This is a genomic window from Microbulbifer sp. SE14, from assembly GCF_059834885.1.
Genome location: NZ_JCBAJA010000021.1, coordinates 1 through 18,145, shown reverse-complemented (window position 1 = coordinate 18,145; position 18,145 = coordinate 1). Strand labels below are relative to the sequence as shown.

At 61.3% G+C, this 18,145-nt stretch carries 20 protein-coding genes; 15 read left to right on the top strand and 5 right to left on the bottom strand.

Translation table 11 applies throughout. The features are described from left to right. Nucleotides 1-19 precede the first annotated feature (19 nt). Both AC6R19_RS14820 and AC6R19_RS14815 read left to right on the top strand, forming a co-directional pair. Nucleotides 20-277, top strand: a complete 258-nt coding sequence (locus tag AC6R19_RS14820) for a YheV family putative zinc ribbon protein (RefSeq protein ID WP_500580615.1) — start codon at nt 20-22, stop codon at nt 275-277. Nucleotides 278-282: 5 nt separating this feature from the next. After that, the gene (locus AC6R19_RS14815) at nt 283-1,110 is read left to right on the top strand and encodes a hypothetical protein (protein ID WP_500580614.1); all 828 of its coding nucleotides are present in this window, start codon (nt 283-285) and stop codon (nt 1,108-1,110) included. A gap of 98 nt (nt 1,111-1,208) precedes the next feature. On the opposite strand, the gene AC6R19_RS14810 is transcribed toward AC6R19_RS14815, so the two are convergent. The 4 genes from AC6R19_RS14810 to AC6R19_RS14795 all read right to left on the bottom strand — a co-directional run bounded on the left by AC6R19_RS14810 (nt 1,209) and on the right by AC6R19_RS14795 (nt 5,388). After that, nucleotides 1,209-1,868, bottom strand: coding sequence for a hypothetical protein (locus AC6R19_RS14810; protein ID WP_500580613.1), 660 nt, complete (start codon nt 1,866-1,868; stop codon nt 1,209-1,211). A 108-nt stretch (nt 1,869-1,976) separates the two neighbouring features. Then, nucleotides 1,977-3,323, bottom strand: coding sequence for an MATE family efflux transporter (locus tag AC6R19_RS14805; protein WP_500580612.1), 1,347 nt, complete (start codon nt 3,321-3,323; stop codon nt 1,977-1,979). 151 nt (nt 3,324-3,474) lie between these two features. Continuing rightward, on the bottom strand, nt 3,475-4,881 hold the full coding sequence (locus tag AC6R19_RS14800; RefSeq protein WP_500580611.1) for an NAD(P)/FAD-dependent oxidoreductase: 1,407 nt from the start codon (nt 4,879-4,881) through the stop codon (nt 3,475-3,477). A gap of 150 nt (nt 4,882-5,031) precedes the next feature. Beyond that, nucleotides 5,032-5,388 carry a winged helix-turn-helix transcriptional regulator gene (locus AC6R19_RS14795; RefSeq protein WP_500580610.1) on the bottom strand — a complete coding sequence of 119 codons (357 nt, stop codon included), beginning with the start codon at nt 5,386-5,388 and terminating at the stop codon, nt 5,032-5,034. Between the two features lie 206 nt (nt 5,389-5,594). Here AC6R19_RS14795 and AC6R19_RS14790 point away from each other — a divergent pair, with 206 nt between their 5' ends. From AC6R19_RS14790 to AC6R19_RS14770, 5 genes are all read left to right on the top strand, one after another. Continuing rightward, on the top strand, nt 5,595-6,500 hold the full coding sequence (locus tag AC6R19_RS14790; RefSeq protein WP_500580609.1) for an alcohol dehydrogenase catalytic domain-containing protein: 906 nt from the start codon (nt 5,595-5,597) through the stop codon (nt 6,498-6,500). A gap of 387 nt (nt 6,501-6,887) precedes the next feature. Beyond that, nucleotides 6,888-8,033, top strand: a complete 1,146-nt coding sequence (gene coxB / locus AC6R19_RS14785; RefSeq protein WP_500580608.1) for a cytochrome c oxidase subunit II — start codon at nt 6,888-6,890, stop codon at nt 8,031-8,033. An 11-nt stretch (nt 8,034-8,044) separates the two neighbouring features. Then, nucleotides 8,045-9,595 carry a cytochrome c oxidase subunit I gene (ctaD, locus tag AC6R19_RS14780; RefSeq protein ID WP_500580607.1) on the top strand — a complete coding sequence of 517 codons (1,551 nt, stop codon included), beginning with the start codon at nt 8,045-8,047 and terminating at the stop codon, nt 9,593-9,595. Between the two features lie 12 nt (nt 9,596-9,607). After that, a complete protein-coding gene (locus tag AC6R19_RS14775; protein ID WP_500580606.1) occupies nt 9,608-10,147 on the top strand; it encodes a cytochrome c oxidase assembly protein in 540 nt (179 codons plus the stop codon). 42 nt (nt 10,148-10,189) lie between these two features. Further along, complete coding sequence (locus tag AC6R19_RS14770; RefSeq protein WP_500580605.1) at nt 10,190-11,080, top strand: cytochrome c oxidase subunit 3; 891 nt, start codon at nt 10,190-10,192, stop codon at nt 11,078-11,080. 46 nt (nt 11,081-11,126) lie between these two features. Here AC6R19_RS14770 and AC6R19_RS14765 read toward each other — a convergent pair whose 3' ends face one another. Beyond that, on the bottom strand, nt 11,127-11,351 hold the full coding sequence (locus AC6R19_RS14765) for a DUF2909 domain-containing protein (protein WP_500580604.1): 225 nt from the start codon (nt 11,349-11,351) through the stop codon (nt 11,127-11,129). A 139-nt stretch (nt 11,352-11,490) separates the two neighbouring features. Here AC6R19_RS14765 and AC6R19_RS14760 point away from each other — a divergent pair, with 139 nt between their 5' ends. The 8 genes from AC6R19_RS14760 to AC6R19_RS14725 all read left to right on the top strand — a co-directional run bounded on the left by AC6R19_RS14760 (nt 11,491) and on the right by AC6R19_RS14725 (nt 17,955). After that, on the top strand, nt 11,491-12,159 hold the full coding sequence (locus AC6R19_RS14760) for an SURF1 family protein (protein WP_500580603.1): 669 nt from the start codon (nt 11,491-11,493) through the stop codon (nt 12,157-12,159). Nucleotides 12,160-12,165: 6 nt separating this feature from the next. Beyond that, the gene (locus AC6R19_RS14755) at nt 12,166-12,804 is read left to right on the top strand and encodes a redox-active disulfide-containing membrane protein (protein WP_500580602.1); all 639 of its coding nucleotides are present in this window, start codon (nt 12,166-12,168) and stop codon (nt 12,802-12,804) included. A gap of 11 nt (nt 12,805-12,815) precedes the next feature. Continuing rightward, nucleotides 12,816-13,925, top strand: a complete 1,110-nt coding sequence (locus tag AC6R19_RS14750; protein WP_500580601.1) for a COX15/CtaA family protein — start codon at nt 12,816-12,818, stop codon at nt 13,923-13,925. 64 nt (nt 13,926-13,989) lie between these two features. Next, entirely contained in the window at nt 13,990-14,883 is an 894-nt protein-coding gene (cyoE, locus tag AC6R19_RS14745) for a heme o synthase (RefSeq protein ID WP_500580600.1), read from the top strand. A gap of 3 nt (nt 14,884-14,886) precedes the next feature. Next, nucleotides 14,887-15,549: an SCO family protein gene (locus AC6R19_RS14740; protein WP_500580599.1), complete on the top strand. Its 663-nt coding sequence runs from the start codon at nt 14,887-14,889 to the stop codon at nt 15,547-15,549. A gap of 23 nt (nt 15,550-15,572) precedes the next feature. Continuing rightward, nucleotides 15,573-16,364 (top strand): CPBP family intramembrane glutamic endopeptidase, encoded by a 792-nt coding sequence (locus tag AC6R19_RS14735; protein ID WP_500580598.1) that lies wholly within the window; start codon nt 15,573-15,575, stop codon nt 16,362-16,364. 107 nt (nt 16,365-16,471) lie between these two features. Further along, nucleotides 16,472-17,473: a S41 family peptidase gene (locus AC6R19_RS14730; RefSeq protein ID WP_500580597.1), complete on the top strand. Its 1,002-nt coding sequence runs from the start codon at nt 16,472-16,474 to the stop codon at nt 17,471-17,473. Between the two features lie 119 nt (nt 17,474-17,592). Continuing rightward, nucleotides 17,593-17,955 (top strand): VOC family protein, encoded by a 363-nt coding sequence (locus AC6R19_RS14725; RefSeq protein WP_500580596.1) that lies wholly within the window; start codon nt 17,593-17,595, stop codon nt 17,953-17,955. Nucleotides 17,956-18,145 lie beyond the last annotated feature (190 nt).

The window sequence follows — 18,145 nt, the reverse complement described above, 5'->3', positions numbered from 1 at the left end:
TAGATTGAGCAGTACCCCTATGACGAAAGACGACGGCGACAAGCCGCTGAAAAAAAGATTTATCGCCGGTGCAGTCTGCCCGCGCTGCAGCGAGATGGACAGGATCGTCAACTACCGCCAGGGCGGCAGGAATTATCGCGAGTGCGTCGCCTGCGGATTCAAGGATGAGATACGCCTGCAGTCGTCACCGCAGGAGCTGGTGACGCGGGTGAACAAGCGCGATGAAGGCAAAGAAATCGAGGCGCCGGTAAAAATCATCCAGCCACCGAAAAAATAAAAATAATGAAGAAACTCTACCCACTGTTGGCATTCCTGCTGGTGGTCGCCATAGCCGGCCTCTACGGCCTGGATTACTACCGCAAACTGCGCGCGCAGCAGCGGGAACAGACGGCGCACCTGCTGGCCAGCTGCATCAACCAGGGGCTGCTGTCGCTGTTCCGCCTGCAGGCCAATGACTGGCGCGCGCAGCCGGACTTCTACCGGGAGCAGGGGCGGAAACTGGACGAGGCGGTGGCACAGCTGCCGCAGCAGCAGCTCGATGGCCAGCCCTATGCCGAGTGGCAGGAGGCCATCGCCATCTGCGAAAAGCTGACCCGTCACAGCAAGCTGCAGCACGAGACCATCTTCCGCCCCCTGGGGGATTTCGCCGCGCGGGAAATGTCCGACAGCCGCACCCTGAAGAACCGCGACTCGCTCAGGAGGCGCCAGCGCACCATCGACCGGCTGAAGGTTTCCGCCCAGGCGGCGGACCGCTATCTGCAGGATCTGCGCACGGATATCCACAGCCAGCTGGCGGGCAGCGACCTGTCGCCGCAGAGCCGCGATCGCGCCCTGCAGGAGATCGACGCGCAGGTACTGGATTTCTACCGCAAGGGAAATTTCTCCAGGCGCCAGGTGGATGCACATCTGCAGCGGGTGGAGCGCTTCTACCGGCTGCTGGCGGACAGTCCCCGCGGATACAGCCTGCGCGCCGGAAGCCTGTATTTCCACGACGGCAATCTGCGCCGCGAGGTCGACAACCTGAACAGCGCGATTCTGCAGGGAGAGAGCGAATTCTTCGGCAACTGGAAACAGATAGTACAGAGGCAGCAACTGACGGCAGGGGAATAAAAAATAATGGGCGTACGATGTTATTACCAGGCAAGCGATAACAGTGTCCGCCCAATCCTACCCATCCTGATTTTATTATTGTTCCGGTCCTTCTCCGCTCAGTGCAGCGTGTGACTTTCGTACTCGGCCACGGGTGGCCGCAGTGCAATATCCAGCTCCGCCGCGAAATCCGGCCAGGTCCCCGGGGTTGCGATAAAGCGCTGCCTGCACAGAATCATCGCCACCAGGCTGTCAGGAGCCAGCCGTTGGCCGCGGAAGCTGTGCCCCAGTGCAATGCAGACCTCGTCCAGCTCGCCCGCATACTGCTCGCCGAGCAGTTCCCGCACCACCAGGTTCGCCACCATGGGGTCCATCGGCAATAGCGGCATGCCGCAGGCCGGCTGCAGTTGTTCGTTGATCTCCTCCAGGGTGCGGTGGGCCAGGTAGGCGTCGTCGAGCAGGGCCGCCAGGCCCACCTGATCGGGATGCCTTTCCGGAGGTTCGGCGAAACTGCGCCCTATCACTTCGCGCACCGGGGCGAATCGGATTCCTGCGGCCTCGCAGAGTGTCTCCAGTTGCCGCAGCCACTCGGGGACCGCCTGGATATAGCGGATTACAAAACAGGTGATGTGCCGGGGAATATCCTGCTGCGGCAGCTGGATGCTGCGGTGCAGCCTGGGGAGGGAGCGCCGCATCGCTCGATGGAAACGCCCCTTGTGGCGCTCGAGGGTAACCGCGCGGTCAATGCACTGCTGAATTATTTGATAGTCGTCGTACATCGCTACCACTTTTTATTGTGTCAACGGCGGTATCCCCTTTTCCGTTGATTTGCGAAGTGGCAATACTGCTTAACGATAAAAGAAGATGGGTTGGTACCGTCGCTCCAGTTAGATCCACGATTTGCCTAAAGTGTAGTAGCGATAATAGATCAGCAATCCCAGGGAGCGCGCACTAAACCACAAAAACAGGCTGAGCCAGACGCCATGGTTGCCCCAGCCCCGTGTCAGCCACCAGGCGGGGAAGAAAATCAGCACGGTTGCCACGAACATGGTATCGCGCATCTGCCGGCTTTTCCCCGCACCGATAAAGACACCGTCCAGCTGGTAACTCCACACCGCGATCAGCGGGAGGGCGCAGAGCCACCAGTAAACCCGGCCCGCCTGCTCGATCACGGCATCGATATCGGTAAACAGCGGCAGTATCAGCGGGCGGCCGGAAACCAGCAGCAGGGTGATCGCGGTCGCGCTGGCCAGCGCCCAGGTTCCGGCGGTGCGCACGGTGGCGTGGAAAAGCCGCAGTGATCTCTTTGCCACCGACTCGCCCACCAGTGCCTCGGTCGCGTGGGCGAAGCCGTCCAGTGCGTAGGAGGTCATCATCAGCAGCTGCAGCAGTATCGCGTTGGCCGCGAGCACCGCGTCGCCCTGGGCCGCGCCCTGGGCGGTAAAGAAGGTGAAAGTGAGCAGCAGCAGGCAGGTGCGCACGAACAGGTCGCCGTTGATGCGCAGCAGCTCCAGCCAGGGCGCCGCGGCGCGCCAGGGAAAGAAGTCCGCGCGGCGCAGTTGCCGGGAAATATTTTTCCGGATATCCGTGTCCAGTCGCCCCAGCAGGCGCAGGCCGAGCACAAAAGCGCAGATATCGGCGCAGACGGTGGCCATGGCCGCGCCCCTGGCTCCCAGGTTCAGGCCGACGATAAGCACAAAGTCGAGGGCGATATTCAGCAGGTTGGCGGTGAGCAGTATCAGCAGCGGCGCGCGGCTGTTCTGGCGGCCGATAAAGAAGCCCAGCAGGGCGAAGTTGGCCAGCGCCAGGGGCGCGCTCAGCAGGCGGATCTGCAGGTAGGCCTGGGCGTGGGGCGCGGCCTGCGGGCTGGCGTTCATCCACTGCACGACAGCGCCGAGCAGCGGCGACACCAGCAGCAGGAGCGCGAGCCCCAGAATCAGCGCCAGCAGCAGCGCGCGCAGCAGCCAGGCCTCGCCGCTGTCAGTTTCACCGCTATCGCCAGGGCTCCGCGCCACCAGGCCGGTGGTGCCCATGCGCAGGAAGCCGAAGGCCCAGAGCAGCATCGATACGACGCTCGCGCCTATGGCGACGCCGGACAGGTATTCCGGCGAGGGCAGGTGGCCGAGAATCGCCGTGTCCACGGCGCCGAGCAATGGTACCGAGATATTGCTCAGGATCAGCGGCCAGGCCAGGCTCCAGACGCGGGCGTGGGTTGTGGGTTGTGGTTGCTGCATACTTTTCGGGGGCTTGTCCCAAGAGGCTTCGACCGGCCCTGCCGCTGGTGGCCGTCCGGCAAAAAACCTCATCGGTAAACATTTGCCAGACGGCCACCAGCGGCAGGGCCTCGTATCGGGTTAAACGGCTGCTTTCTGTGCCCTCGATATTTCAGTGCATCAATTTTTCCGCCCGGTCGGCGAGATGGCCGGCCAGGTTCTTTTTCCAGCGCGCCGCGCCGGCATCCAGGCACAGTCGCTCCTCCCAGGCAAAGATCGACTGCACGGTCCTGTAACCCAGCCAGCGCAGGGGCTCCGGCTCCCAGGAGGGGAGGGCGCGCTCGATCGGACCGATATGCGCCCAGGGCATCTGTGCCAGCGCCGAGTCCCGCCCGAGGATCAGGTCGGCGAGTGTGCGCGCGATCAGGTTGGACGCGCCCACGCCCTCGCCGGTGTAACCGCCGCCGAGCGCCAGCCCCCGCTCGCGATCCAGCAGTGCGTGGGGGCGGAAGCCGCGGGCCATACCCAGGGAGGCGGCCCAGGCGTGGGTGATGTCCACCTTCTCCAGCGCGGGGAAGAAATCCAGCATGTAGCGCCGCTGCCACTGTATTTCCTCGCTGCTGAGGGCGGCGCTGCGGCGAATCTTCGCGCCCAATTGGTAGCTGCCGCGGGCGCCGAACAGCAGCCGGTCGTCGGCGGTGCGCTGGGCGTAGGAGATCAGCCGGCTCTGGTCGCTGAAGGCCGGGCGCCGGTCGAAGCCGATCTCTTGCCACAGAACCGGTGGCAGCGGCTCGGTGACCAGTATCTTGCTGGCGACGGGTATCGTGTGTCTGGGGAAGGGCGAGCGGGGTGTCGCCGACCAGGCCTCCAGCGCGCTGACCACTATGTGGGCGCCGACGCTGGCCGTCGCCGTCTGCAGGCGCCGCGATTCCACGGCGGTTACCGGGCTCTGCTCGAAAATTGTGACCCCGCGCTCCTCGAGGCGGCGGGCCAGGCCGCGCACCAGCTTGAGCGGGTGGACGGTGGCCAGGTGGGGCGTAAAGACACCGCCCCGGCAGTTGCGCACATTCACCAGCGCCGCGGCCTCGGCGGCGTCCAGCCAGCGGTAGTCGTCCTCACCGAATCCCTGTTCGCGCAGGCCGGCGAGCTGCGCCCGCGCCCGGGGCAGCTGTTCTTCGAAGCGGGCCGCGGCGAAGAGGCCGCCGCCCCAGTTGAAGTCGCAGCCTATCTGTTCGGTTTCGAGTACCCGGTGTACTTCCGGGACAATGCCCCGGACCGCCTCGCGCAGCGATCCGGCCCGCGCCGGGGACAGTCCTTCCAGCAGCCGTCCCATTCCCTCCACGGACCCCATCAGCCAGCCGCCGTTGCGCCCCGAGGCACCGAAGCCGGCGGTCTCGGCCTCGACAATCGCGATGGAGAGCTCCGGGGCCAGTTGCTTCAGGTAGTAGGCCGTCCACAGGCCGGTGAAGCCGGCCCCGGCGATGGCGACATCCACCTGCAGATCCCGGGTCAGTTGAGGTCGCGCCTGCAGCTCCTGGCCGGCAAACCAAAAACTGATATTCCTGTAATCGCGGTTCATTAAAACTCTGTTGCAGCGGGCGGGCTGCGGACACTAGCAGAAAGGGTGGGCAAATACAGCGGGGGCTGATCGCCCTTTGGGGCGATCTCGCGAGCGTTCATCCATCGCACTATGGGGGCGAGCTGGGTATACCGCCGGTTGCGGCGAAGCTCACTGCATGAAGGGCGCTACGGGCTCGCCTCCGCGCGCATAGGCTCTACCCCATTCGGCCAGGGCGTGCACTGCACGGTTGAGCTCGCTCCCCGCGGCAGTCAGGGAGTATTCGACCCTGGCTGGCTTCTCGTCGAAGACCTGGCGGTGGACAACGCCGCTGTGCTCCAGGTCGCGCAGCTGTTCGAACAGCACCTTCTCGCTGATCCCCGACACCCGGCGTCGCAATTCGCCGAAGCGCAATGGCCGGACGTGCAGCTCCCAGATAATGGTGGGCTTCCACTTGCCGTGGATAACCTTCAAGGCGGCGCCGAGGCCACAGCCACTCCGTTCCTGTTCCACCTGCAGATTACCCACTTTTCCATTGGTACTTACAAACTTGTAAGTAATTGATATTTACAGGGTTTTTGTCAATCTTGGCGCTCGCGGCAAGGGCGTCGTTTCCGCTGTGCAACTGTACGGTTCGCGGGTCGGCTCTATTCTCAATTTGAAACGAGGTATTAGCAATGCAGTCCGTCGTTATTTCTCCCCGGGATAGATCCTGGAATATCCGAAATCTGCCAATGCCGGCTCCCGCGGCCAACCAGGTTTTGATCCGCATTCGCGCCAGCGGCCTCTGCTACAACGACTTGCACCAGCAGTGCGGGACCCCGGGGCACGAGGCCGCTGGTGAGATTGTCGCTGTGGGGCCGGGAGTACGCGAGCGGAAAATTGGGGACCGGGTGGGGGTGTTGTTGTGGCAGGGCGCCTGTGGGCGCTGTGAATGGTGCCAGCGGGGGCGGCCGTTGTTTTGCGCCGACAAGCTGGGTACCAGTATGCAACTGCCCGGCTGTCACGCGGAATTTATGCTCGCCTATGCGCAGTCAGCAGTACTGATTCCCAATGGACTCTCATTCGAGCAGGCGGCGCCGGTATTCTGCGCCGGCTACACTGCCTACGCCGGGTTGCGGGCGGCAGCACCCAAGCCGGGGGATCGGGTGGCGGTGGTGGGAATCGGTGGCCTGGGGCATATGGCGGTGCAGTATGCCCGGGAAGCGGGTTTGCACACCATCGCCCTCAGTCGCTCACCCGATAAGGACCCCTTGATCCGGAAGCTGGGCGCCGATGAAATCGTGCGTTCCGGTGCGGAACTGGCCTCCGCCGGCGGTGCGGACATAGTACTGGCGACCGGCAGTTCCTCGGCTGCCCAGGCCGACGCGATACAGGGGTTGCGCCCCATGGGCCGACTGGTGGTGATGGGGCTGGGATCAAAACCCCTGGAGGTTTCCACCGGCGCCCTGGTGGCCAAATGTGCGCAGATCATCGGCAGCCAGCACAACGACCGCGAATATCTCTACCAGGCTCTGGATCTCGCCGCGCGCGGCCGGGTAAAGGCGATTGTGGAACCCTACAGGCTCGCGGAAGTGGATCGTGCCCGCGAGCGTCTGCTGGAGGGCAAGGTCCGCTTCCGGGCGGTCGTGGTGATGTAAGTTGCTGTTCGTGTTTCCGGGAGGGTGGAGCGGATTTTGGGCTGGCGGGCTAATTGACTTTTCGCCGGCGATATGTTCCTTTTAACCGTGCAGTAGATGCGACAAAAAGACACAGGTTGTTGGTTGTACCTTCCGGACGACGACATCTGAAGTAAAAATCTTTTACTAAGAATAACAAGTTGCACTGACGGCAGTATCGCGGAGGTTTCTCTCCGCCCAGTGTATGTAGTCTTGTGTTACTACAGCATGTCCACAATTTTTGTGTGGGATTGCCTGCGGCCGGTTTCCGGCGGCGGGGGACTCCAGTTATCCGTGGCGGCCGGCGGCCGAAAATAATAATTACGGGTTTCCGCAGGGGAACTCGCAAGACACGGAGATCTGTAGGCGATGTTGAGAGGCTTCAATCGGCTGTTCGCCTTGTCGGCCACTTCGGTGCTTGCCCATTCCGCGCTGGCGGAAGAACAGGGAGTCGAGCGCTGGGGGGTCAATATGACCCAGGGGGTGACGGAGGTTGCCCGGACCACCTACGACCTGCACATGCTGATCTTCTGGATCTGCGTGGTCATCGGCGTGCTGGTGTTCGGGGTGATGTTCTACAGCATGTGGCGCCACCGCAAGAGCAAGGGGTACAAGGCGGCACAGTTCCACGAGAGCACCGCGGTGGAACTGGTGTGGACCATTATCCCCACCCTGATCCTGATCGCCATGGCGGTCCCCGCCACCAAGACCCTCTACGATATCTACGACACAGAGGAAGCCGATCTCGACATCATGATCACCGGCTACCAGTGGAAGTGGAAATACGACTACCTGGGTGCCGATGTCTCCTTCTTCTCCAACCTCTCCACCCCCCGCGCACAGATCGACAACCAGCAGCCCAAGACGGAAAACTACCTGCTGGAAGTGGACGAGCCTCTGGTGGTGCCGGTGGGCAAGAAGATCCGCTTCCTGATCACCGCCAACGACGTCATCCACGCCTGGTGGGTGCCGGAACTGGCGGTGAAGAAGGATGCCATCCCCGGCTTTATCAACGAATCCTGGACCCGCATCGACGAACCGGGCCTCTACCGCGGCCAGTGCGCCGAGCTGTGTGGCAAGGACCACGGCTTCATGCCGATCGTGGTCAAGGCGGTGCCGGAAGCCGAGTACGACGCCTGGCTGGGCGAGCGCGCCGCGGCCGCGGCCAGGATGCGCGAACTCACCGAGAAGACCTTCACCTTCGACGAACTCTTCGCCCAGGGCGAGAAGGTCTACAACCGCACCTGCGCCGCCTGCCACCAGCCGAACGGCCAGGGGGTTCCCGGTGTCTTCCCGGCCATCGCCGGTTCCGCGGTGGCCACCGGACCGCTGGAGGGGCACCTGGGCATGGTGATCAACGGCTCGCAGACCAACCCGGCCATGCAGGCCTTCGGCCCTCAGCTGCCCGAGGTGGACCTGGCCGCGGTGATCACCTACCAGCGCAATGCCTTCGGCAACGACATGGGCGACACCGTGCAGCCCATCGACATTCTCAATTTCAAGAATAAGCAGTAGAGGAACTGGTCATGGCACACGGTCCGCAACCCGGATTCAAGCGGTGGCTCTACACCACCAACCACAAAGACATCGGCAGCATGTACCTGTGGTTCAGCTTCGCGATGTTCCTGCTCGGCGGCTGCATGGCGCTGGTGATCCGCGCCGAGCTGTTCGAGCCCGGCCTGCAAATCGTGCAGCCGGAATTCTTCAACCAGATGACCACCATGCACGGCCTGATCATGGTCTTCGGCGCGGTGATGCCGGCCTTCGTCGGCCTCGCCAACTGGATGATCCCGATGATGATAGGCGCCCCGGACATGGCGCTGCCGCGCATGAACAACTGGAGCTTCTGGATACTGCCCTTCGCCTTCGCGATGCTGGCCTCCACCCTGTTCATGGAGGGCGGTGCGCCCAACTTCGGCTGGACCTTCTACGCTCCCCTGTCCACCGAGTACGCGCCGCCGAGCGTGACCTTCTTCATCTTCTCCATCCATATCATGGGCGCCAGCTCGATCATGGGGGCGATCAATATCATCGCCACCATCCTCAACATGCGCGCGCCGGGCATGACCCTGATGAAGATGCCGCTGTTCGTGTGGACCTGGCTGATCACCGCCTACCTGCTGATCGCGGTGATGCCGGTACTGGCGGGCGTGGTGACCATGATGCTGATGGATATCCACTTCGGCACCAGCTTCTTCAGCGCCGCCGGCGGCGGGGACCCGGTGCTCTTCCAGCACGTGTTCTGGTTCTTCGGCCACCCGGAGGTGTACATCATGATCCTGCCGGCCTTCGGCATAGTGTCGGCGATCATCCCCACCTTCGCGCGCAAGCCGCTGTTCGGCTACAGCTCCATGGTGTACGCGACGGCCTCCATCGCCTTCCTGAGCTTTATCGTCTGGGCGCACCATATGTTCACCGTGGGCATGCCCATCGCCGGCGAGCTCTTCTTCATGTACGCCACCATGCTGATCGCGGTGCCCACCGGGGTGAAGGTGTTCAACTGGGTCAGCACCATGTTCCGCGGCTCCATGACCTTCGAGACGCCGATGCTGTTCGCGGTGGCCTTCGTGATCCTGTTCACCATCGGCGGCTTCTCCGGTCTGATGCTGGCCATAGCCCCGGCGGACTTCCAGTACCATGACACCTACTTCGTGGTGGCCCACTTCCACTATGTGCTGGTGCCGGGGGCCATCTTCTCGATCACCGCCGGCGTCTACTACTGGCTGCCCAAGTGGACCGGCAACATGTACAACGAGACCATGGGCAAGGTGCACTTCTGGCTGGCGTTCATCGGCCTCAACGTGACCTTCTTCCCGATGCACTTCGTCGGCCTGGCGGGCATGCCGCGCCGCATTCCCGACTATGCGCTGCAGTTTGCCGACTTCAACCAGATCGCCAGCATGGGCGCCTTCCTGTTCGGCGCCGCGCAGATCGTCTTCCTGTTCAATGTGATCCGCACCGTGCAGGGCGGCAGGAAGGCCACCGACAAAGTGTGGGACAACCCGGAGGGGCTGGAGTGGACGGTGCCCTCGCCGGCTCCCTACCACACCTTCAGCACGCCGCCCGCGGTGCAGTAAGCAGGTCCGGAAATGCGGTTGAGCGAAAATGCAATATTGACCACCAAGCTGCTGGCGCTCGCCGCCGGCATGCTGGTGTTCGCGATTTTCGTGATGCCGCCGCTCTACGACGCCTTCTGTGAAATCACCGGCCTGAACGGCAAGACCGGCGGCAGGTACGAGGCGGTGCCGGCGGCGGTGGACACTGACAGGCTGGTCACGGTGCAGTTCGTCGCCAGCAACAACGAGAACATGCCCTGGCGTTTCAAGCCCGGTGTGGTTTCGCTGAAGGTGCATCCGGGCGAGGCGATGGACACGGTTTTCCTGGCCGCCAACCCGACCGACCGCGACATGGTCGGCCAGGCCATCCCCAGCCTGGTGCCCTTCAAGGCGGCGGAATATTTTCACAAGACGGAGTGCTTCTGCTTCAACCAGCAGAGCCTGAAGGCGGGGGAGAGCGCGGAGCTGCCGCTGCGTTTTATCATCGACCCGGAGCTGCCCCCCGGCGTCAACACCATCACCCTTTCCTATACGCTGTTTGATGTAACGGACAGAATAAAAACCAAAAGTTAAATTACGGAAATCGCCGGCGATTTTCCGGGAGGGATAAATACTATGGCCACTGAAAGCAGCTACTACGTGCCCGAGCAGTCCCGGCTGCCTATTTTTGCCACGGTCGGTCTGTTCCTGACCGCCTTCGGCGCCGCCAGCTGGATCAACGGCGGCAGCTCGTACATTTTCTTCGCCGGCGCCTTGGCCATGGCGACGGTACTCTGGTTCTGGTTTGCCGCCGTGATCCGGGAAAATATGGCCGGCCTCAACAGCGATCAGTTGAAGCGCTCCTACGTCTGGGGCATGGGCTGGTTTATTTTTTCCGAGGTGATGTTCTTCGCCGCCTTCTTCGGCGCCCTTTATTATATCCGCACCTTTGCGCTGCCCTGGCTCGGTGGCGAGGGGGACCGCGGCACGTCCAATATGCTGTGGCAGGGCTTCGAGAACACCTGGCCGCTGATGGTGACGCCGGACGCAGCGGTGAACGGGGATGCGGCCAAATTCGTCGGTCCCAGGGAAATCATCGATCCCTGGCACCTGCCGCTGTGGAACACCATCATCCTTCTCGCCTCCAGCGTCACCGTGCATTTCGCCCACGTGTTCCTGAAGAAGGGCCAGCGCCAAGCCTTTAATATCTGGCTGGGGGTGACCGTGGCCCTGGGCGCGCTCTTCCTGTTCTTCCAGGTGGAGGAATACTACGAGGCCTACCAGCACCTGGGCCTGACCCTGGAATCCGGAATATACGGCACCACCTTCTTTATGCTGACCGGCTTCCACGGCGCCCACGTGACCCTCGGCACCATTATGCTGCTGATCATGCTGCTGCGCTCGGTGATCGCGCACCACTTCAAACCGGACGATCACTTCGGTTTCGAGGCGGCCAGCTGGTACTGGCACTTCGTGGACGTGGTTTGGGTGGGGCTGTTTATCTTCGTCTACGTACTCGGTTCCTGACGAATCCGTTGGGGCGAGCTCCGCCAACCCCAACAAAAAGAGGTAATCAGTACTTGTCCGCCCAGGGCGCCGTATTGGACAGCACCCCACTGTCAAAGCCATACCAGATGGCAATCAGCAACAGCGCCGCCAGGGAAATGCGGATGCCGAGGGCATAGAGGGTGCGCTTCGATTCCGGCGCGCCCATATCGCGCAGCAGGAAAAACAGCGCGCTGGACAGGCTGGCCAGCACCGCGAGAAACAGAAATACAATAACGATCTTCAGCCACATATTTTATTCGCCATTTTTGTTGTAGCAGGGCATGACAGTACAAAGTTCATCAGTGCCAGCGAAAGAGCCCTCAGCCCCAGAGAGGGAGCCCAGTGTAGCACTGATTTGCAACTGGCCCCTTACCGTCCTGAGCGGCCTGTTGCTCCCGTTGCTGCTGTCCCTCGGTGTCTGGCAGCTGAACCGCGCCGATGAGAAGGCCGCACTCAACGCCGCCATAGACGCCCGCCTGTCATCGCAGCCGCGCCCCCTGACCGACAGCGCCGCCGAAGCGGAAAAGCTGCAGCCCTACATGCCGGTGCGTCTGCTCGGCCGCTACACCGACGAATACCACCTGCTGGACAACCGCACGCGGGGCGGTCGCGTGGGCTACGAGGTGCTGCAGGTGTTCGTCTCCGCCGAGCAGCGCTGGCTGGTCAATCGCGGCTGGGTCGAAGCGCCTCCCGAACGGGATCGGCTGCCGGAAATCGCCTGGCCCCGGGCGGCGAAGGTGGTCACCGGCTTTCTCTACCCGGTGGAGGAAACCGGCGAAGAACCACGAGTCGCGAGCGGCCAAAGAATTCAGCAGCTAGACAGCGCATTTGCTGGTAGTCTGGACTTGGCCCGGCCCCAGTGGTCCATCCGCCTGAGCGCCGACTCGGACACGGCGCTGGTAACCGACTGGCAGCTGATCAACAGCCCGCCCGAGCGCCACCGCGCCTATGCCGCCCAGTGGTTTGCGATGGCCGCTGCGCTGGTGATCCTGTGGTTGCTCGCCGCAACCAGCGCCGCAGCTGTTGTGAAGAAAATAACGAGAAGTACTGCGAGGTAACACGCCGTGAATCAAAGTACCCAGACCACTACCAACACAGAAGCCGCCGGCACAAAGCCATCCGGCCTTGGCCGTTTCCAGGGCATTTCCGTGATCGCCTCGGTCCTGCTACCGATCGCGGCTGCCTATGTCGTCTTCTACACCGGGCTGGGCATGCCCGATGGCACAGTCAACGAGGGCGAGCTGCTGCAGCCGCCGGTGAATATCAACCAGCTGCCGTTCACCGAGCGGGGCGGGGTACCGCTGCAGCTGGGTGCGGAAAAGGCGAAGTGGCGCTACCTGATAGTACCCGAGGGAGACTGCACCGCCGACTGCGAAAAACTCCTCTACACCAGCCGCCAGGTGCATATCCGCCTCGGCGAGAAGGCGGATCGGGTGGAGCGGCTGCTGGTGACTGCCTCACCACTGACGGAGGAACAGCGGCAGAAACTGCAACAGGAACACCCGCGCCTGCGTCTGCTGCAGCTGGGAGCGGGCACGCTGCAACAGCTGCAGCAGCAGACGGCCCACAAGGCTATCGCCGACCCCAGGGCCCTGCTGGTGGACCAACAGGGCTATGCGATGATGGCCTATGACAACCACCACAGCGGCAACCAGCTGCTGAAAGATATCAAGCGTCTACTGAAGTACTCCTATGAGCAGTAAGCGGGAGAGACATGGATAATTACGAAATAGATCCCACCGACGGCAGACCGCACACCGACTGGCGCCTGCGCCTGGCCCTGGCCGGCTGTATCCTGGCGGTAGTGGTCGTCGTGCTCGGCGCCTTCACCCGCCTGGTGGATGCCGGTCTCGGCTGTCCGGACTGGCCCGGTTGCTACGGCCACCTGACCTGGCCCGACGAACACCACGAAATCGAAAATGCCAACGCCGCATTCCCCCACGCGCCGGTGGAAGCCGACAAGACCTGGCCGGAGATGGTGCACCGCTACTTCGCCGGCGCATTGTTGTTACTGGTGGGTGGCCTGACGGTACTGGCTTGGCGCCGCCGCGGCCAGCGCGCCTTCAAGCAGACGCATATTCTATTGGCCCTGATTGTGCTGCAGGCCGCCTTCGGCATGTGGACGGTGACCCTGAAACTCTGGCCGCAGGTGGTCACGGCCCACCTGCTCGGCGGCATGGCGACCCTGTCGATGCTGTGGCTGATCGTCGAGCGACTGCGCAACTCTCCCCCGAACGAAGGGCGTTTTATTCCCGCGCACGAATTCCGCGCACTGCAGAAAATCCGTCCGCTGGCTTTCGCCGCTGTCGCCGCGGTGGTGCTGCAGATAGCCCTGGGCGGCTGGACCAGCTCCAACTACGCCGCGCTGGCCTGTGCGGACTTCCCCACCTGCCACGGCCAGTGGTGGCCGGAGGCGGATTTCAGCCAGGGTTTCAATATCGCCCAGCAGATAGGCCCCAACTACCTGGGCGGCGCCCTGGAGAGCGACGCGCGTACTGCAATACACCTGACTCACAGGATCGGCGCCCTGGTGGTCAGCCTGCTGGTACTCGCCCTGTCGCTACTCGCCTGGCGCGCCGGCTCGCGCCGCTGGGCGGTCGGCCTGGCCGGCGCACTCGGCCTGCAGGTCTGCCTGGGCATCGCCAACGTGGTGATGTTCCTGCCGCTGCCGATCGCCGTGGCCCACAACGCCGGCGCGGCGCTGCTGCTGCTCGGCCTGCTGACCTTCTGCTACCGGATACAGACGGCGCAGCCGGCGGCAGGAAGGGAGAACTCACGGGACAAGGTGGATACTGACGATTCGGTTTTGGCCGGAGAGCTATAGGAAAACCAAACAGTAGCCGGGCGAATCGCAGCGAAGACGATAAAGATAATAACGAGGTGAACTCATGGCCACACAAACCGCTACCCAGAGCCGCGCCAGCTGGCGTGACTACTACGAGCTCACCAAACCGCGGGTGGTGATGCTGATGATCCTTACCTCGGTGATCGGCATGCTACTGGCCGTGCCGGGCATGGTGCCGCTGGATATCCTGGTATTGGGCAACCTGGGCATCGCCCTCTGTGCCGGCAGCGCCGCCGCGGTCAATCACCTGGTGGACCGCCAGATCGATATCAAGATGGCGCGCACCGCCAATCGCCCGGTGGCGCGCGGCCGGGTCGAGCCGCACAAGGCGCTGGCCTTCGCGCTGCTGCTCGGCTGCACCGGCATGTCCCTCCTGCTGGTGTTCGTCAATGCGCTCACCGCCTGGCTGACCCTGGTTTCCCTGCTCGGTTACGCCGTCGTCTACACGATGTTCCTAAAGCGCGCCACGCCGCAGAATATCGTGATCGGCGGCATCGCCGGCGCCGCGCCGCCGCTGCTGGGCTGGACGGCGGTTACCGGCGAGATGCACGGTCACGGCCTGCTGCTGGTGCTGATCATCTTCGCCTGGACGCCGCCGCACTTCTGGGCCCTGGCGGTGCACAGGCGCGAGGACTACGCGAAAGCCGATATCCCCATGCTGCCGGTGACCCACGGCGTCGCCTACACCAAGCTGCATATACTGCTGTACACCTTTATCCTGTTTGCAGTCAGCCTGCTACCCTTTGCCACTGCCATGCTCGGCTGGCTCTACCTGCTCGGTGCGGTGGTGCTGGGCCTCGGCTTCGTCTACTGGGCGGTGGAAATGCTGCGGGATAAAAATCCCGACGCGGGCATGGAGACCTTCAAATACTCCATCATCTACCTGATGGCGCTCTTCTGCATCATGTTGCTGGACCACTACCTGATTGCGGTGTAAATCATGGCTAACGAACTTACAGCAAAACAGAAGCGCGGAATATGGCTCACCGTCGCGGTACTGGTGCTGTTTATGGCGGCGGTACTCGCGGGCTTCCTGTACAAGCTGAGCCAGCCGCGGGTGATCACCGATTCCGAACTGCGACTGAACGGCGCGGTAAAACTGGAGCGACCGCGCATACTGGACAGCTTCGAGCTGCTGGCCGACAGCGGTGAAGCCTTCCACACGGAAAGTCTCGCCGGCCGCTGGACCCTGGTCTTCTTCGGCTTCACCCACTGCCCGGATATCTGCCCGACCACCCTGGCTACGCTGAACAGCTTCTACCAGACCCTGGACGCTGAGACCCGTGCAGACACCGATATCCTGTTGGTGTCGGTGGACCCCAAGCGGGACAAACCCGAGCAACTGCGCGACTACGTGCGCTACTTCAATCCGGACTTCCGCGGCGTCACCGGCGAATTCCTCAGCCTGAAGCGCTTCGCCAACCAACTCAATGTGCCCTTCAACAAGGTGCCGCTGGAAGAGGGCAACTACACTGTCGATCACGGCTCCCAGGTGGTGCTGATCAACCCGCGTGGCCACTACCACGCGTTTTTCAAGGCTCCGCTGGATCCGGCGAAAATGAAGCTGACATACAGGTCCATGCGCGCTACCTTTAACGGCTGATTCCAACCGAAAGGCAGGACGCAATGCGCACCAACCAGGGGACCGAGCAGGTAGGGGAGCTCGACCTGAAGTATCTCGGCCACAGCTATCTGCTGCCGGCGGCAATACTGTCTCTCTGTGCCATTCCCTTCGGCCTCACCGGTGTCGCCGCACCAGTAATCTGGCTCTCCCTCTGCGCCATCGAAAGCCAAAGCGGCTGGACGCGTGCCGTTGCCTACCCGGCTACCGCCCTGCTGATGCTGGTAACTGCACTGGGTATCCTTCCCGGCAGTGAGCGCATCGAACTGCTGCCGCCCTATAGCGATACTGCTGGAAACTCAATCTATGCCGCTTTCAATCCGGGCAAAGCGGTGATTGCCATTGCGGTAGTTGCATTTATGGTGCGACAAGGCTGCTGGCTAAAGCGCGGCGACCTTCCTTATATCGCCGCCACAGCTGCCCTGCCTTTTCTGTGCGGGCTGGCGCTGACCGGCCTGTCGCCCAAGTTCGGCACCGCCATCGCGGTTGCCGCAGTCGTCAATCTGCTGGTGGTGTGTATCAGCGAGGAGGGTTTCTTCCGCTGGATACTGCAGCGGGGCACGGAGGAGCTGCTGGGGCGCTGGCGTTGGATAGCAGTGCTGCTGGCCGCGGCGATCTTCACCCTGTTGCATACCGGCTGGGCGGCTTCGCCAACAGCCCTGGGCCTGGTTACCGTCGCCGGCTTCTGCTACTCGCTGCTCTGGTACCTGCGCCGCAACTTCTGGGCCTGCGTGCTGGCGCATTGGGGCGTGAATCTCTTGCATCTTTTATTGTTGCCTTATCCTGTGCCGGCGTAAGAAGTTGCTAAAGGATCAATGTTCCGGCGCCCTCTAGTGCTCGCTCGGGAAGATTGCGTACCACATGAAAAATATACAATTAGTGCATCCATGCTGTTGAGGAAGAAATGAATAAATTTATAGCCATCTTTTTAGTAGCAATTTCGTCAACAGCATTCTCTCAAGAATTTACTGCCCAGCAGAAAAGCCAATTGGTCAATTCTTTGATCAATGAAATTTCCGATCGCTATGTAATGGAAGACGAACTGCCAGATATTCTCAATTCATTAAATAAAGCCATTAACTCTGAAAATCTGAAGGCGGCCGGTACCCGTATCACTGTTGCAGAAATACTTACATCCGTTCTGCGCGACCACGATCAACACTTTGGTGTTAGATGGAAAGACCCCAAGACTACTAAGCCCATCCAGGCGCAAGAAGGTTGGTTTTCAAAGCTGGATCGTAAAAACTCTGGCTTTAAACGAGTGGAAGTTCTGGAGGGTAATGTCGGTTATATCGAACTTTGGGGTTTCGATAATGTCAATGAGAGATCCCGGAAGCGGGCGGAAGCCGCAATGGCGTTGATTGCGGATACCGACGCTATCATCTTCGATCTCAGGAAGAACGGTGGAGGTAGTGTGGATATGGTTCGCCTGTTAAGCAGTTATTTGTTTGACGAGCGTGTCCATCTAAACAGTATCTACTGGAAGTCTTCCAACACTACCTCTGAATTTTGGACTCTTGATGAAGTAAAGGGAAAGAAACGGCCTGACGCTCCTGTCTATATTTTGACCGGACCAGGCACCTTTTCGGCCGCCGAAGAGTTTGCATATAACCTCCAAGCTCTTAAGCGGGCCACGATTCTAGGAGAGGTGACAAGGGGAGGAGCGAATCCGTGGCAGTTTTTTGAACTGGAATATGGATTCCAGGTGGCGATCCCGATTGCAAAGGCGATCAATCCCATTACAAAGAAGAATTGGGAGGGGATTGGCGTTCAACCGGATGTAGTTGTTACTGAGGGTGAGGCGCTAAATGTGGCCTACAAGATGTCTCTCGAAGGGTTGCTGGGAAGGGCGATAAGCCGAGAGCAAAAAGCAGAAATAAAAGAAAAGATAAAGACGTTAAATTAGGCGTGGACGGAACCTGGCAGCCGGAATAAGTGGCCGCAAAATACGGGGATAGGCGGTATCAGGGCCATTTTTAGGTAGAGGGTCTGCGCCGTAGTTACACACCAACCATAGAGTGATTGATGAACGAAAACGAAAAACTCAATTACGTGGAATTTCCATCGAGGAACCTCCCGGAAACCAAGGCCTTTTTTGAAAAGGCTTTTGGCTGGTCATTCGTGGACTACGGTCCGGAGTACACGGCTTTCTCGGATCAGGGGCTCGATGGCGGCTTCTTCCAGGCGGACTTGAATTCATCGACGGAAAATGGCGCCGCCCTGCTGGTTTTCTATAGCGATGACCTGGAAGGCACGCAGGAAAAAGTGACAAAAGCCTGCGGGACGGTTATTAAGCCGATATTCCCCTTTCCCGGCGGCAGGCGCTTTCATTTTACCGAGCCGTGCGGCAATGAGTTTGCAGTCTGGTCTGATAAAGAAGCGGATTAGCTGGAACAATAGTAGGAAATCGGGGTTCTGTCTTTCGCTAAATTGGAGCGAGCATGAAAGGAGTGATATTTATCGGCCCGGAGGCTGTAAATAATTCTGTGTAACCGCCCATGCCGCTGGTTACTGGTGATCGACCAAGCGATCACCAAATTCGATCATAAAACGGTTTAGCGCTGGCTTCCAGTTGCGG